At 71.3% G+C, this 14,554-nt stretch carries 16 protein-coding genes, 1 tRNA gene and 1 pseudogene; 10 read left to right on the forward strand and 8 right to left on the reverse strand.

The window, feature by feature from the left end:
* Positions 1-27: 27 nt before the first annotated feature.
* Entirely contained in the window at positions 28-399 is a 372-nt protein-coding gene (locus ACR9Y5_RS13025) for a hypothetical protein (protein WP_481298338.1), read from the reverse strand.
* A 128-nt stretch (positions 400-527) separates the two neighbouring features.
* On the opposite strand from ACR9Y5_RS13025, the gene ACR9Y5_RS13030 reads away from it, so the two are divergent.
* On the forward strand, positions 528-878 hold the full coding sequence (locus ACR9Y5_RS13030; protein WP_481298339.1) for a hypothetical protein: 351 nt from the start codon (positions 528-530) through the stop codon (positions 876-878).
* A 30-nt stretch (positions 879-908) separates the two neighbouring features.
* On the opposite strand, the gene ACR9Y5_RS13035 is transcribed toward ACR9Y5_RS13030, so the two are convergent.
* The 4 genes from ACR9Y5_RS13035 to ACR9Y5_RS13050 all read right to left on the reverse strand — a co-directional run bounded on the left by ACR9Y5_RS13035 (position 909) and on the right by ACR9Y5_RS13050 (position 4,641).
* The gene (locus tag ACR9Y5_RS13035) at positions 909-2,021 is read right to left on the reverse strand and encodes a hypothetical protein (RefSeq protein WP_481298340.1); all 1,113 of its coding nucleotides are present in this window, start codon (positions 2,019-2,021) and stop codon (positions 909-911) included.
* 98 nt (positions 2,022-2,119) lie between these two features.
* Positions 2,120-3,097: a ribose-phosphate diphosphokinase gene (locus tag ACR9Y5_RS13040; protein WP_481298341.1), complete on the reverse strand. Its 978-nt coding sequence runs from the start codon at positions 3,095-3,097 to the stop codon at positions 2,120-2,122.
* Entirely contained in the window at positions 3,098-4,540 is a 1,443-nt protein-coding gene (gene glmU / locus ACR9Y5_RS13045) for a bifunctional UDP-N-acetylglucosamine diphosphorylase/glucosamine-1-phosphate N-acetyltransferase GlmU (protein WP_481298342.1), read from the reverse strand.
* Positions 4,541-4,569: 29 nt separating this feature from the next.
* A tRNA-Gln gene (locus tag ACR9Y5_RS13050) sits at positions 4,570-4,641 on the reverse strand.
* A 103-nt stretch (positions 4,642-4,744) separates the two neighbouring features.
* Here ACR9Y5_RS13050 and ACR9Y5_RS13055 point away from each other — a divergent pair.
* Both ACR9Y5_RS13055 and ACR9Y5_RS13060 read left to right on the forward strand, forming a co-directional pair.
* Positions 4,745-5,248 (forward strand): MarR family winged helix-turn-helix transcriptional regulator, encoded by a 504-nt coding sequence (locus ACR9Y5_RS13055; protein ID WP_310130335.1) that lies wholly within the window; start codon positions 4,745-4,747, stop codon positions 5,246-5,248.
* Entirely contained in the window at positions 5,245-5,586 is a 342-nt protein-coding gene (locus ACR9Y5_RS13060) for a hypothetical protein (protein WP_481298343.1), read from the forward strand. Before ACR9Y5_RS13055 ends, ACR9Y5_RS13060 begins: the two co-directional genes overlap by 4 nt.
* A gap of 33 nt (positions 5,587-5,619) precedes the next feature.
* Here ACR9Y5_RS13060 and ACR9Y5_RS13065 read toward each other — a convergent pair whose 3' ends face one another.
* On the reverse strand, positions 5,620-6,354 hold the full coding sequence (locus tag ACR9Y5_RS13065; RefSeq protein ID WP_481298344.1) for a gamma-glutamyl-gamma-aminobutyrate hydrolase family protein: 735 nt from the start codon (positions 6,352-6,354) through the stop codon (positions 5,620-5,622).
* Positions 6,355-6,500: 146 nt separating this feature from the next.
* On the opposite strand from ACR9Y5_RS13065, the gene ACR9Y5_RS13070 reads away from it, so the two are divergent.
* The 7 genes from ACR9Y5_RS13070 (at position 6,501) to ACR9Y5_RS13100 (ending at position 13,938) form a co-directional block, all read left to right on the forward strand.
* Positions 6,501-8,678 (forward strand): TPM domain-containing protein, encoded by a 2,178-nt coding sequence (locus tag ACR9Y5_RS13070; RefSeq protein ID WP_481298345.1) that lies wholly within the window; start codon positions 6,501-6,503, stop codon positions 8,676-8,678.
* Positions 8,679-8,734: 56 nt separating this feature from the next.
* Positions 8,735-9,481 (forward strand): PspA/IM30 family protein, encoded by a 747-nt coding sequence (locus ACR9Y5_RS13075; protein WP_481298346.1) that lies wholly within the window; start codon positions 8,735-8,737, stop codon positions 9,479-9,481.
* On the forward strand, positions 9,478-10,395 hold the full coding sequence (locus ACR9Y5_RS13080; protein ID WP_481298347.1) for an arginase family protein: 918 nt from the start codon (positions 9,478-9,480) through the stop codon (positions 10,393-10,395). Before ACR9Y5_RS13075 ends, ACR9Y5_RS13080 begins: the two co-directional genes overlap by 4 nt.
* A 10-nt stretch (positions 10,396-10,405) precedes the next feature.
* Positions 10,406-11,191: a crotonase/enoyl-CoA hydratase family protein gene (locus ACR9Y5_RS13085; RefSeq protein WP_481298348.1), complete on the forward strand. Its 786-nt coding sequence runs from the start codon at positions 10,406-10,408 to the stop codon at positions 11,189-11,191.
* A 76-nt stretch (positions 11,192-11,267) separates the two neighbouring features.
* Positions 11,268-12,719 carry a dihydrolipoyl dehydrogenase family protein gene (locus ACR9Y5_RS13090; RefSeq protein WP_481298349.1) on the forward strand — a complete coding sequence of 484 codons (1,452 nt, stop codon included), beginning with the start codon at positions 11,268-11,270 and terminating at the stop codon, positions 12,717-12,719.
* Positions 12,716-13,096, forward strand: a complete 381-nt coding sequence (locus ACR9Y5_RS13095) for a Fe-S oxidoreductase (RefSeq protein WP_481298350.1) — start codon at positions 12,716-12,718, stop codon at positions 13,094-13,096. Before ACR9Y5_RS13090 ends, ACR9Y5_RS13095 begins: the two co-directional genes overlap by 4 nt.
* Entirely contained in the window at positions 13,093-13,938 is an 846-nt protein-coding gene (locus ACR9Y5_RS13100) for an SDR family NAD(P)-dependent oxidoreductase (protein ID WP_481298351.1), read from the forward strand. Before ACR9Y5_RS13095 ends, ACR9Y5_RS13100 begins: the two co-directional genes overlap by 4 nt.
* Positions 13,939-14,047: 109 nt before the next feature.
* Here the strand turns inward: ACR9Y5_RS13100 and ACR9Y5_RS13105 are convergent, their stop codons facing one another.
* Together ACR9Y5_RS13105 and ACR9Y5_RS13110 are read right to left on the reverse strand one after the other, a co-directional pair.
* Positions 14,048-14,176, reverse strand: coding sequence for a hypothetical protein (locus tag ACR9Y5_RS13105; RefSeq protein WP_481298352.1), 129 nt, complete (start codon positions 14,174-14,176; stop codon positions 14,048-14,050).
* A gap of 131 nt (positions 14,177-14,307) precedes the next feature.
* Positions 14,308-14,493 (reverse strand): annotated as a pseudogene (locus ACR9Y5_RS13110) (SIP domain-containing protein); the annotation flags it as partial.
* Positions 14,494-14,554: the final 61 nt, after the last annotated feature.

The following is a 14,554-nucleotide window of genomic DNA, read 5'->3' on the forward strand; positions in this document are numbered from 1 at the left end:
CGACGGATTCGTAGTCTTCTGCGGTTGTCACCTCAACACCTCCGACGTGCCGTCGCTGTAGTTCACGGTCACTGGTCCAGGCGTGTAGGTGGCCGGAGTATCTGGAAGCGGATCGCCCCCTGTGACGCTCACGCCGATGATCTCCTGATACTCCTTCCCCCCGATCGTGACCACCGCATTGGCGGCCCACTCACCCGAACCGTCGATGCTCCCCTCCTGAGTAAAAGTGATCACTTCCACGGCGGGCTTGTACTTGATGAAGATCAGCGCCACGGCCCGCTGGTACTCCAAGTTCTCTTTCATCGTCGTCTTCTGCCCCAACGTGTCTCCTATCAACGAACAACCGCTCACCCCCGCGAGCAACGCAAGGACGAGCCCGACAACTGCCAGCTTCCTCACGGTGCCCATAGTCATGCAGAATATTCCGTTTGTATCCGCCGTCACCGATTGCGGACACGACGCGACGGCAGGAGGCGCGTTCGGTGATTTCTGTGTACTCGACGGCGGCGGAGAGGGAGGATGGGAGGGTGACGTACGAGGACCATCCGGAGCTCGCGGAGTACGAGCCCCTCGGGGAGCGACCGCTCCGCGGGCGGACGATGACGGTCGCCAGCCGCGTGTTCGTGGTCGTCGCGCTCGTCGCACTGCTGCTGCCGGGCATCCTGCTCACCGTCAGCATCCAGACGCAGACCGCCGACTACACCTGCTCCGTCTACGCGCGGCAGTACCAGCCGGACGCGCTCAGCTCATCCGCGCGGTTCGAGCTGACCGGTCCGGTCGGGCCGGGATGGCAGTGCTACGCGCTCAACACCGAAGGGGACGCCACGTGGGTGGCACCGCTGGGTCTCATCCCCTCGGCTCCGCACCGGCTGCCGTGAGTGTCCCGGCGGCCGGTGCGAGTCATCCGGTCAGAAGCTGCGCGAATCCCATCTCAGAGTGGGCGGATCGGACGAGAAGTCGACCGTCGGGCTGCCCAGTCCCCCGCTGCCGAAAAGCAGCTTGCAGGCGCCCTGCTTGCCGTCCTTCTGACACTGCCCCGTCGTCTCGACCGCTCCGAGAAAGCCTCCGTTGACCAGGAGGGGATTCGAGATGCCGACGGTGCCCTCGATCGAATCGACCTTCGCCGCGACGGAAGCACTCAGAGAACGGGACAACGAGCCCTCGACGAGGGTCGTGCCGTCTGAGCTCGAACCCGAGAGCTGGATGCCGCACCCCGCGTCCAGGTTCGGAGAGGCCACACAGGCGTCGATGGCTTGTTTCACCATCGTTCGAAAAGTGGTCTGGCCGACCTCGGAGAGCACGGGCTTCCTGTCGTTCATCTCCGGCGCCTTGCCGAAGGCGACGGTGAGCTTCGATTCGCCGTCGACGGCGTAGTACTTGTTCTTGAGCGTGAGTTCGTACGTGCCGGGAAGGACACGCACGGTGGCGCTCGTCACCGGGACGCCATTGAGCGTCGCACCGAGCGGGCGGAACCGGTCGACGTACAAGAGAACGGAGGGATCCTGTACCTTCCAGCCGCCTTCCCCTGCGTCATACACGTCGAGCGTGGCCTGGAACGCCTTGCCGCCGATCGTGTACGAGACGGGGATGAACGCCTCGTTCGAGGTTTCCTTGGTGGGCTTACCAATCGTTACCACACGAATCGGGGCGAGCTTGTTCGAAGCCCGAAGCGCCTTTTCCGTGGCGAACGGCGCGCTCTTGTCGCTCTCGATGTAGCCGAGCACCGTCTTCGAGTCTGCCTTGGCGAGCGCGGTCATGAAATCGCGGGCGACGTCCGACGGCGTCGGCCCGCTCGCATTGGCGATCGCCGGCACGATCGCGAAGGCGACCACCACCGCAATGGCCGCGAGCAGGGCGATGCCCCCTGACGCGATGCCGACGATCGCACCGGTTGCCAGACCGCGCCGGGGTGCAGCCGCAAGGGGACGTTCCGGCTCCGCTGCCGCGAACTCATGGGGTGCGGGATCGCGCGGTTGCGGCGTCGGTTGGCCCTGCTCTCCGGGGTCCTTCGAATCAGTCACTGATGCCGTCCTTAAAGTGCATGTAGAAAGCGCTGAAATACAGCACTACTCATAAGGACGCAGCTATGCCCCGTTCGTGACGCGCGGGGAGCGGAGTATTACGCCGCCCCGTCGAACATCGACGTCACCGAACCGTCGGTGAACACCTCGCGGATCGCGTTCGCCAGCAGCGGCGCGATCGGCAGCACCGTCAGGCCCTCCCAGCGCTTGTGCTCGGGCAGCGGGAGGGTGTCGGTCACCACGACCGAGTCGATCGCTTCGCTCTGCAGCAGCTCGACGGCCGGGTCGCTGAACACCGCGTGCGTCGCGGCGACGACGACGCCGGTGGCGCCAGCGGCCTTGAGCGCCTCGGCGGCCTTGACGATGGTGCGGCCGGTGTCGATCAGGTCGTCCACCAGCAGGCAGACGCGGCCGTCGACCTCGCCCACGATCTCGTGCACCAAGACCTGGTTCGGGACCAGCGGGTCCCGGCGCTTGTGGATGATCGCCAGCGGCGCCCCGAGCTTGTCGCTCCAGATGTCGGCGACGCGCACGCGGCCCATGTCGGGCGACACGACGGTCAGTGTCGCGGGGTCGAGCTCGCGGCGCATGTGCTCGAGCAGCACGGGCATCGCGAACAGGTGGTCGACCGGGCCGTCGAAGAAGCCCTGGATCTGGGCGGCGTGGAGGTCCACCGACATGATGCGGTCGGCGCCGGCGGCCTTGAACAAGTCGGCGACGAGGCGCGCCGAGATCGGCTCGCGGCCGCGGCCCTTCTTGTCCTGTCGGGCGTACGGGTAGAACGGGGCGACGACCGTGATGCGCTTGGCGGAGGCGCGCTTGAGCGCATCCACCATGATGAGCTGCTCCATGAGCCACTCGTTGATCGGGGAGGTGTGCGACTGGATGACGAACGCGTCCGACCCGCGGACGCTCTCATCGAAGCGCGCGTAGATCTCGCCGTTGGCGAAGGTGCGAGCGTCGGTCGGGATCAGCTCGCTCCCGAGGCACTCGGCGATCTCCTGGGCGAGCTGGGGATGCGCGCGACCGGAGATGAGGACGAGTCTTTTCTGGCCGGTCGCGGTGATCCCTGACACTTACGCTCCGCTCTCTTCCGACGCGTCGCTTGCGCGAGCCGCTCTGTCGGCGTCCGTGCCCGGCCGCTTCTCGGCGACCCAGCCTTCGATATTGCGTTGAGGAGCGACGGTGATGGCGAGGGCTCCGGCGGGGACGTCCTTGCGGACGACCGTGCCAGCCCCCGTGTACGCTCCGTCACCCATCCTAACGGGAGCTACGAGCACGGTGTTCGTGCTGATCCGGACGTGGGAGCCGATGACCGTGCGGTGCTTGTTCACACCGTCGTAGTTGGCCGTGATGACCCCGGCGCCGAGGTTGCCCTTCTCCCCCACCTCGGCGTCGCCCACGTAGTTGAAGTGCGCGAGCTTCGTGCCCTCGCCGATGACCGCGTTCTTGGTCTCGGTGAAGGTGCCGATCTTGCCGCGCGCGCCGAGCACGGTTCCGGGACGCAGGTAGGCGAACGGGCCGACCGTCGCACCGGCGCCGATCACGGCGAGCGTCGCGTCGGTGCGCGTCACAGTCGCGCCCTCGCCGACCTCGGTGTCGGTGAGCGTCGTGTCCGGGCCGATGGTGGCGCCGGTCTCGACGACCGTCGCGCCGCGCAGCTGGGTGCCGGGGAGGACCGTCACGTCGGGGGCGAGCTTCGCTTTGACGTCGATCCAGGTCGTGGCCGGGTCCTGCACGGTCACGCCGGCGAGCTGCCAGGTGCGGACGATGAGCGCGTTCAGCTTCGCCGCGGCGTCGCTGAGCTGGGCGCGGTCGTTGATGCCCTCGACCAGCCACGACTCCGCGACGGGCAGCGCATCCACGTCGAACCCCGCCTCGCGGAGCAGCCCGATCACGTCGGTCAGATACTTCTCGCCCTGCGCGTTGTCGGTCGAAACGAGCGCGAGCTTGTCACGCAGCGCGGCCAGGCCGAACAGGTAGATGCCAGCGTTGATCTCGCCGATCGCGCGCTCGTCCTCGGTGGCGTCCTTGTGCTCCACGATGCGGTCGAGGTGGCCTTCCGGGGTGCGGACGATGCGGCCGTAGCCGGTGGCGTCGGCCGGGAAGGACGACAGGATGGTCGCCGCGGCCTCGCCGGACCGGTGGCGCTCGACGAGCTCGCGCAGCGTGCCCGCATCCAGCAGCGGGACGTCGCCGTTGACCACCAGCACGTCGCCGGTGAAGTCGTCCGGGAGCGCGGCGACGGCCTGCTCGACCGCGCGGCCGGTGCCGGGGACCTCGTCCTGGTCGACGATCACGGCCTCCGGCATGTCGGCGCCGATGACCTCCGCCAGCCGGTCGCGCTCGTGACGGACGACGGCGATCACGTGTGCCGCGTCCAGCTCGCGCGCGGTCGCCAGCACGTGGGACACGATCGGGATGCCGCCCAGCGGATGGAGCAGCTTGGGGGTCGCGGACTTCATCCGCGTGCCCTGCCCCGCCGCGAGGACGACGATGGCGAGATTCTGGTCGGTCATGTCCCTCCAGGGGTCGTGCTGTTCGTACGCTCCGCCTCCAGGACTCGAACCTGGACCTAACAGCTCCAAAGGCTGTCGTGCTGCCATTACACCAAGGCGGAACACGCGCGTCGCGCAGATGACAGTCTGCCAGACGCGGTCCGGCCATCCCCCAAGAGCATGGCATCCCCCAAGAGCATGGCCATCCCCCAATAGCATGGGGGGATGGCCGACGCACGCGACGAGGTGGACCGCATCGTGGACGCCTGGCTGCGCGAGCGCCCGGACCTCGACTTCGCCCCGCTGCAGGTGCTGTCGCGGGTCGACCGCCTCTCCCGCCACCTCGACCGTGCCCGGCGCGGCGCGTTCGACCGCTCCGACCTCGAGTCATGGGAGTTCGACGTGCTGGCCGCATTGCGCCGGGCGGGCACGCCGTACCAGTTGAGCCCGAAGTCGCTGCTCCAGCAGACCCTCGTGTCTTCCGGCACGATGACCAACCGCATCGACCGGCTCGTCGCGCGCGGCCTGGTCGAGCGGCGCACCGACCCGAACGACGGCCGCGGCATCCTGGTGCAGATGACCGCGCAGGGCCTCACCCGGGTGGATGCGGCGATCACCCGCCTCGTGGATGCCGAGGCGGAGCTGCTCGACGGCCTGTCCGCCGCCGACGCCGAACGCCTCGCCGGGCTGCTGCGCAAGCTGAGTCTCGGGTTCGACGCGGAGGGTTGAAAGCGCACGTTCGCGGCGAACTCGAACAGGCCCAGGACGACGCCATCCGAGCTGCCCGCGACCGGATCGAACAGGCCGACGAATTCGTCGCGGACTACCGCTCCCGGATGTTCCGGATGCAAGAGGACTTCTACGCACTCGCCGCTCGAGCAGGCGTCGCCGACGACCCAGGATTCCAAGCAGAACTCCGACGGGTCTCCGACGAGATCGAGGGGAACATCCGTGGAGCCACTCCCGTGATCGCCCGCTTCGAAGAAGACGTCGCGACCATGGCGAAGCGGCACGCCGAGGAACGCGAACAACTCCTCCGGCAGCTCTCACAGAGCCGGCGCGCCTGAGCACTGTCCGGCCGGCCTCCGGTCGACCAGTGGTCAGGCGAAGACGGCCGCCCGCGCGGAGAGGGCCCCGAGGAGGCTCCGGAGCTGCCCGCACGGCGCGGCGACATCCTCCGGGTGCCACTGCACAGCGAGCACCGGCGCATCCCGGTGCTCGACCGCCTCGACGTGGCCGTCGTGCGACCGCGCCGCCACGACGAGGTCCGCGCCGAGCAGGTCGACCGCCTGGTGGTGGGCGCTGCGGACTTCGATCGGCTGCTCGCCGAGCAGTTCGGCGATGCGGCTGCCGGGCTCGGCGTGGGCGGTGTGCGTGGTGAGCACCTGCGGGATGGGGACGCCGCGGTTCACGTGACCGCACTCCTCCCCCAGGTCCTGCACGAGCGTCCCGCCCAGCGCGACATTGACGATCTGGAGGCCGCGGCAGATCCCGAGCAGCGGCGTGCGCCGCACGAGGGCGGCGTGCACGAGCGCGATCTGGGCGGCGTCCGCCGCGGGCAGGTGCCGCGACTCGTTCGGGTAACCGGTCGGGCCGCCATAGAAGTCGGGGTGGATGTCCTCCCCGCCGACGATGACGACCGCATCCGCGTCAGCGGTGTCGGCGAGCAGCGCGTCGGCCCCGCGGTCGGCGGCCAACCGGGCGACCGCCCAGCCCTGCGTCTCCGCTTCGGCGATGACGTTGCCGACCAGCAGCTGCACGTACTCGTGGTACGCGGGGTCGTGCGACCGGTCGCGCGTCGCCTCGACGACGGCGAGGGCGGGTGCGTCGGACATGCGCTCCTCCTCTCGACCGGGTCCCTCCATCCCAGCAGCCCGGAGGAGGGAGCGCACGGGTGCCCGTAACAGGCGGAAACAGTGACAGCGCCCGGGAGCCCGCATAGACTCGGCGGAGTATCAGCCGGACCCGAGAGAGTGGGTGGGTGCGCGTGCGACGTCTGCTGACCCGGTCCCTTCTCGCGCTGGGTCTCGTCGTCGCCCCGGTCGCGGGCGCGGCCTCCCCCGCCCTGGCGTCCGAACCCGTGGACCTCGGCCCCAACCACGTCGTCGACCAGTCGAACGTGCTCAGCGGTTCCGAGGAGGCGGGCGTCGCGGACGCGGCGAAGAAGCTGTACGACGACCACCGCATCGACCTCTACGTGGTCTACGTGCCCGAGTTCACCGACCCCACCGAAGCCGCGGACTGGGCGAACGAGACGGCCGCCAAGAACGGCCTCGGCCAGCGCGACTACCTGCTCGCTGTGGCCACCGACGGCCGCACCTACTACCTGTCGGGCGACGACAACGGCCCGGTCAGCGCAGACCAGCTCGACCGCATCGAGCAGGACGACATCGAGCCGAGGCTGCACGCGAACGATTGGGCCGGCGCGGGCGTCGCTGCGGCCACCGGGCTGGGCGACGCGGTCGGCGGGGGTGGCGGCGGCGCGGCGTTCTTCTGGGTGTTCCTGATCGGAGTCGTGATCGTCGGCGTCGTCATCTTCGTGCTGGTGCGCTCGCGCGGTGCGCGCAAGAAGCAGGCCGCCGCGGGTCCGACCACACCGCAGAGCGAGCTGCAGAGCATCCCGCTGGACGAGCTCGAACGACGCGCCGGGTCGGCGCTGGTGCAGACGGACGACGCGATCCGCACCAGCGAGGACGAGCTCGGTTTCGCGACCGCGCAGTACGGGACGGATGCGGTGGTGCCGTTCCAGGCGGCGCTCGACGGGGCGAAGGCGCAGCTGCGCGAGGCCTTCACGCTCAAGCAGCGACTGGACGATGCGGAACCCGACACGGACGAGCAGCGGCGCGAGTGGAACATCCACATCGTGCAGCTGTGCGCTGCGGCCAATCAGGCGCTCGACGCGCAGGCCGACGCGTTCGACGAGCTGCGGGCGCTCGAGAAGCGTATCCCGCAGGCGACCGCCGAGATCCAAGCGCAGGCGACGGCACTGCGGCAGCGGCTCGCGACCACCCGGGCCACACTCGACGGTCTCGCGCAGCGCTACACCGACGCGTCGCTCGCCACGGTGCACGACAACGTCGAGCAGGCGGAGCAGCGCCTCGACTTCGCCGACACGGCACTGGCCGGGGCGGCGCAGAAGGCCGCCGCAGGCGACGCGGCCGCCGCAGGCGACGCGGCCGCCGCAGGCGACGCGGCCGCCGCAGGCGACGCGGCCGCCGCAGGCGACGCGGCCGCCGCAGGCGGCGCGGCCGGCGCGGGTGGCGCGGCCGCCGCGGCCGGCGCCGCAGCGGTCGGCGTGCGGGCGGCCGAGGAGTCGGCCGATCAGGCCGGCCTGCTGCTCGACGCAGTCGACCGGCTCGGCGCGGACCTCGCCGCGGCGCAGCAGTCGCTCGACGGCACGCTCTCCGAGCTGACCAGCGACCTGGCCGAAGCGCGGGCGCTCGCCGCATCCAGCGACCCGGGTGGAACGATCGCCGCGGCGGTCGCCGGCACCCAGGCGACGGTGGACGACGTGAAAGCGAAGCTGGCGGCCGGGCGGGTGAACCCGCTCGAGCTCGCCCAGCGCCTCGACGGCGCCAACCGCTCCATCGACGCGGTGCTGCAGGGGGTGCGGGATGCGCGCGCACAGGCGCAGCGCGCGCAGTCGGCGCTGCAGCAGACGCTGCTCACCGCGAAGGCCCGCGTCTCCGCCTGCGAGGACTTCATCACGGCACGCCGCGGCGCGGTCGGGCCCGAGGCCCGCACCCGCCTCGCGGAAGCGGGACGCTTGGTGGTGCAGGCAGAGCAGACGGCGGCCACCGACGCGGTGTCCGCCCTGGCGCTCGCGCAGCGCGCAGCGCAGCTCGCCGACGAGGCGACCCAGCTCGCGCAGCAGGACGTCGGCGGGTTCCCGTCCGGCGGCGGTATGCCCGGCGGCCTCGGCGACGTGTTCGGAGGCGGCACCTCGCGCGGCGGAGGCGGCGGCGCCATGGGCGCGATCCTCGGCGGCATCCTCATCGACTCGGTGCTGCGCGGCGGGATGGGCGGCGGCGGCGGTTGGGGCGGCGGAGGCGGCTTCGGCGGCGGTGGAGGCTTCGGCGGCGGTGGAGGCGGCGGCTTCAGCGCCGGCAGCTTCGGTGGAGGCGGCACGCGCAGCCGGCGCGGGGGCGGACGGTTCTGAACACCGGAAAGCACGGAACGAGCGCCCATCGGGGGCGGGAGCGAAAGGAAGAGCACATGGCGAAACAGTCCATCTTCGGACGGATCTCGCAGTTGATGCGGGCGAACATCAACGCCCTCCTCGACCAGGCGGAGGACCCGGAGAAGATGCTGGACCAGATGGTCCGCGACTTCACGAACAGCATCGCCGACGCCGAGAGCGCCATCGCGGAGACGATCGGCAACCTCCGGCTGCTCGAGGACGACCATCGCGAAGACGTGGAGGCGGCGAGCGAGTGGGGCGACAAGGCGCTGGCCGCCAGCCGCCAGGCCGACCAGTATCGCGCATCCGGGGACACGGCCAACGCCGACAAGTTCGACAATCTGGCCAAAGTCGCGCTCCAGCGGCAGATCTCCGCCGAGAACGAGGCGAAGGCCGCGGAGCCGCAGATCGCCGCGCAGACCGAGGTGGTCGAGAAGCTCAAGACCGGCCTCGACGGCATGAAGGAGAAGCTGGAGCAGCTGAAGAGCAAGCGCGCCGAGCTGATCGCGCGGGCCAAGAGCGCGCAGGCGCAGGCCCAGGTGATGGATGCGGTCAAGAGCGTCGACATCATGGACCCGACCAGCGAGGTCTCCCGCTTCGAGGAGAAGATCCGCCGCGAGGAGGCCAAGGTCCGCGGATCGCAGGAGCTCGCCGCTTCCAGCCTCGACGCCCAGTTCGAGCAGCTGGACGACCTGGGCGAGATGACCGAGGTGGAGGCACGGCTCGCCGCACTCAAGTCGGGCGGCGCGCAGCCGGCCGTGACGTCGGGTTCCCAGGGGTGAGCGCCGCCTCGTTCCTCGTCGTGCCGCAGTGGCAGGGCTCCGGGTCGTCGCGCGCCATGCGTCTCATCGACGGCGCCGACGCCATCCGCGGCGACCTTCCGACCGCGCGCACCCACCAGGTGCCGGTGCCCGCGGCCGCGGGCGAGTCGCTGGGCACGGGCGTGAACCGGTTCTCCTCCCTCGCCGTCGTCCGCGAGGCGGCCCAGGCCGAGCTCGGTCTGCTGGAGGCGCCCGTCGTCACGATCGGCGGCGACTGCGGCGCCGAGCTCGCCGCGGTGCAGCACGCGCTGGCGGCGCATCCATCCGGCGAGGTCGCCGTCGTGTGGTTCGACGCGCACGGCGACCTGAACGACGTGGAGTCCTCCCCCTCGGGCGCGTTCTGCGGCATGGTGCTGCGGGCGATCCTCGGCGACGGACCGGAGGGCCTCGCCTCGAGCGGCGCGGACCGGCTCGATCCCGCCCAGCTGGTGCTGGCGGGGACGCGAGCGCTCGACGACGGCGAGTCCGCCTACGTGGACGAGCAGGGCATCCGCGTCGTGACCTCGGGCGAGCTCGACGATCCGGAGACGATTGTGAACGTGGTCGCCGCCACCGGCGCGAGCGCGGTCTACCTCCACATCGACCTTGACGTGCTCGACCCCTCCGCGATCGAGGGCATCACGTCGCCGGAACCGTTCGGGGTGCAGCCGGAACGCCTCACCGAGACGATCCGCGCCCTGCGGCGGCGGTTCGAGCTCGCCGGCGCGGGGCTGATGGAGTTCGCGCCGGAGACGCCGGACGCCGCCGGGCACGACCTTCCGGTGATCCTGCGCATCCTGGGTGCGCTGACCGGACCGACCGGCACGACCGGCACGCCTGGCACGCCCGCGGCGCCGGCCGACGGCACGCCCGGCGGGACGGACGGTGACCGCTAGCGTGGGAGACATGAGCGAGCCCAAGATCCTGACCGAACGGCGCGGGCACATCCTGCTGATCGGGCTGAACCGCCCCGACAAGCGCAACGCCGCCGACTTCGAGCTGCTCAGCCTGCTGGCGGACGCCTACGGCGAGCTGGAACGCGACCCGGAGCTGCGCGTCGGCCTGGTGCACGCGGTCGGAGACCACTTCACCGCTGGACTCGACCTCGCCGATCTGGGGCCCCGCATCGGCCGCGACGGGCTCTCGTTCGTAGGTCCCAACGGCGTCGACCCTTGGCAGGTCTCCGGTCGCCAGCTCACCAAGCCGGTGGTCATCGCCGTGCAGGGCACCTGCCTGACGCTCGGGATCGAGCTGATCCTCGCCTCCGACATCGCCGTCGCGGCGCGCGGCACCCGCTTCGGCCAGATCGAGGTGACCCGCGGCATCCTGCCGTTCGGCGGCGCGACCCTCCGCTTCCCGCGCGCGGTCGGCTGGGGCGACGCGATGCGCTACATCCTCACCGGCGACCTGTTCGACGCCGAGGAGGCCCACCGGATCGGCCTGGTGCAGGAGGTCGTGGACGACGGCGCCCACTTCGACCGCGCCCTGGAGCTCGCCGAGCGGATCGCCGCGCAGGCGCCCCTGGCGGTTCAGGCCGCGCTCGCCAACGCCAAGCGAGCGGTGCGCGACGGCGACGCCGCGGCCGAAGCGGAGCTGCAGCCGGCCCTGGTGCGGCTCGTCGCGAGCGAGGACGCGCGCATCGGGATGGAGGCGTTCCTCACGCGCACGGAGGCCCGGTTCGTGGGCCGCTGAATCCATCCGTTCGACCCGGCACCCCGAACAGACAGAGAGCGGGCGGCGTCGCGGCGCCCCGCAGAGCAGGAGAGAGATGAGCGAGACCAGGGACTACGACGTGATCGTCATGGGCGCGGGCGCCGTCGGTGAGAACGTCGCCGACCGGGCCGTGCAGGGCGGGATGCGCACCGTCGTCGTCGAATCCGAGCTGGTCGGCGGCGAGTGCTCCTACTGGGCGTGCATGCCGTCGAAGACGCTGCTGCGCAGCGGCGCCCTGCTCCGCGCGACGCAGAAGGTCGGCGGAGCCCGTGAGGCGGTCACCGGCCCGCTCGACGTCGCCGCCGTGCTCAAGCGGCGCGACGACATGACCAGCAACTGGAAGGACGACGGCCAGGTCACGTGGCTGACCGGCGCGGGCATCGACCTGGTGCGCGGCTGGGGTGTCATCACCGCGCCGAAGGAGGTGACCGTCACTGCCGAAGACGGCACCGTCACCGTGCTGCGGGCGAAACACGCGGTCGCCGTGTCGACCGGCTCGGCCGCCCTGATGCCGGACATCCCGGGACTCCGCGAGAGCGAGCCGTGGTCGAGCCGCGAGGCGACGAGCGCGCAGCGCGTGCCGGTCTCGCTCGCCATCCTGGGCGGCGGGGTCGTCGCCACCGAGATGGCGACGGCGTATGCCGGCTTCGGCACCGAGGTGCATCTGATCGCGCGCGGGGCGCTGCTCGGCGGCGACGAGCCGTTCGCCGGCGAACTGGTTGCCGCCTCCCTGAAGAAGCTCGGGGTGGTGCTCCACCTCGACACGACGCCCCAGCGCGTCGAGCGCACCGACGACGGCGGGTTCCGCCTGCACCTCGACGACGGGGCGGTCGTCGAGACCGACGAGTTCCTGGTCGCGACCGGTCGCGTGCCCCGCACCTTCGGAATCGGCCTCGACGCCTTCGGGCTGGAGGACGGCGCCTGGCTGAAGGTCGACGACAGCATGCGCGTGCTCGGCGCCGACGGCGAGCCGGTCGACGGCGGCTGGCTGTACGGCGTCGGCGACGTCAACCACCGGGCTCTGCTCACGCACCAGGGCAAGTACCAGGCCCGCGCGGCCGGCGACGCGATCGCCGCCCGCGCGCACGGCCGCGAGGTGTCGCTGGAGCCGTGGGGCGCCTTCGTCGCGACCGCGGACCACGAAGCGGTGCCGCAGGTGACCTTCACCGACCCGGAGATCGCGTCGGTGGGGCTGACCGCCGAGCGCGCCGAGAAGGCCGGGCATCGCATCCGCGTCGTCGACTACAAGATCGGCAGCGTGTCCGGGGCGCACGTCGTCGCGGACGGTTACGAGGGCACGGCGCGCATGGTGGTGGATGAGGACCGCAAGGTGATCCTCGGCGTCACGTTCGTCGGCCAGGACGTCGGCGAGCTGCTGCACTCGGCGACGATCGCGGTCGTCGGCGAGGTGCCGCTCGACCGGCTCTGGCACGCGGTGCCGTCGTACCCGACCATCAGCGAGGTCTGGCTGCGGCTGCTCGAGACGTACGGCCGGCCCGAGCAGTGAGCGCCTTCGACCGCACGCCGCTCGGTATCCTGCTGCTCGACTCCCCGTTGAGCCGCCTGGGCTACCTGTACGCCACGGCCGTCGGCCTCGTCTGGGGGTTCCTGTGGAGCACCGGACGGGTGGAGCAGCGCGCCGGGCTGATCGTCTTCCGCGGCATGCCCCGTCGCACCTTCGGCCGCGGCGGCTCGTGCGTGGGCGGCGTCTACCTCACGGACCACAACGTGACGGACGACGTGCTGGAGCACGAAGCGGTCCACAAGCGTCAGTGGCAGCGGTACGGGATGCTGTTCCCGCTGCTCTACTTCGCGGCGGGCCGCGACCCGCTGCGCAACCGATTCGAGATCGAGGCGGGCCTCGAGAAGGGCGGCTACCGATGACCCGGACCATCGTGATCACGGGGGCGAGCTCGGGCATCGGCGCGGTCGCCGCCGAGCAGCTCGCGGCCGGAGGCGACGAGGTCGCGGTCGTCGGCCGCAACCCGGAGCGGACCCGCGCGGTCGCGGAGCGGATCGGGGCCACCCCGTTCCTCGCCGACTTCGAACGGCTCGACGACGTGCGGGCGCTCGCCGCCGCTCTCCTCGACCGCTACGACACGATCGACGTGCTCGCCAACAACGCGGGCGGCCTGTACCACGAGCGGGAGCTGACGGCGGACGGGCATGAGCGCACCATCCAGGCGAACCACCTCGCGCCGTTCCTGCTCACCGCGCTGCTGCGTCCCCGGCTGGTGGAGACGGCGGCGGCCGGGCGCGACGTCCGCGTCGTGTCGACCGCCAGCATGGCGAACCGCTTCGGCAGCCTCCGGGTCGACGACCTCGACTGGGAGCAGCGGCCGTGGCAGGGCGGCTGGCGCGCCTACGGCACGGCCAAGCTGGCGACCATCCTGTTCGCCTCCGAGCTCGCGGAGCGGCTCACCGGAACCGGCGTGACGGCGTACTCGTTCCATCCCGGCACGATCGCCACGAACTTCGGCAACTCGTCGCCGCTGATCCGGTTCGGCCACCTGGTCACGCGCAGCAGCTTCGGCATCCCGGTGCAGGCGGGCGCGGCGCCGCTGTTGTTGCTGGCGGGCCCCGCGCCGGTGGGCGCGCCCAGCGGCACGTACTTCGACCGGCTGAACGCGAATGGCCGCACCCACCCGCAGGCGGCGAACGCGCAGCTGGGCCGCGACCTGTGGGCGGTGACGGAGGGGCTGGTCGGGCTCGACGTGCCCGCCTGACGGCGGCGCGACTGGGCAGCGATCGAGGGGTCGCAATACGCCGTTATGCCGGCGCGATAACGGCGTGTTGCGACCCCTCGATGCTGGGAGGCGCCGCGCGCCGGGCGCGTCAGCGCACGGCGGGAGCGACGACGGCGGCGGGCGCCATGCCGACCGCCTGCACGAGGTGGTCGCGCACGTCCGCCACGAGGGCGTATCCGCCCGTGACGATCGCGCGGGTCTCCCCGGGCCGTCGCACAGCATCTCGGCGCACCAAGCGCGGACGGCACGGGAGGCGGCCTCGCCGCGGGCGCACCGCTCCCCGGAGCCGGGGCGGCCGCTGCGGTCGGACCGCGCCAGCCAGGTGACCGTCATCCGCATCGGCGTCGCCAGCGGCGCGACCTGGGCGGCCTCCTCCACCTCGAGGAACACGCGGCCCCGCGCGCACAGCGGCAGCAGGGCCAGCTCGGCCTCCACCTGCGGAAGCGACGTCTCGTCGCCGACGACGAGGAACTGCACGCGGTCGTCGTGATGCGCGGTCGCGGCGGTGTGGGAGGCGTGGTCGGGACGGTACATCGTGGTCCAGTATAGGCAAGCCTTACCTCACATCCACCGGCTCCGAGCGCATCCTCAGCGT

Source organism: Leifsonia sp. KNZ13-11D, from assembly GCF_056754895.1.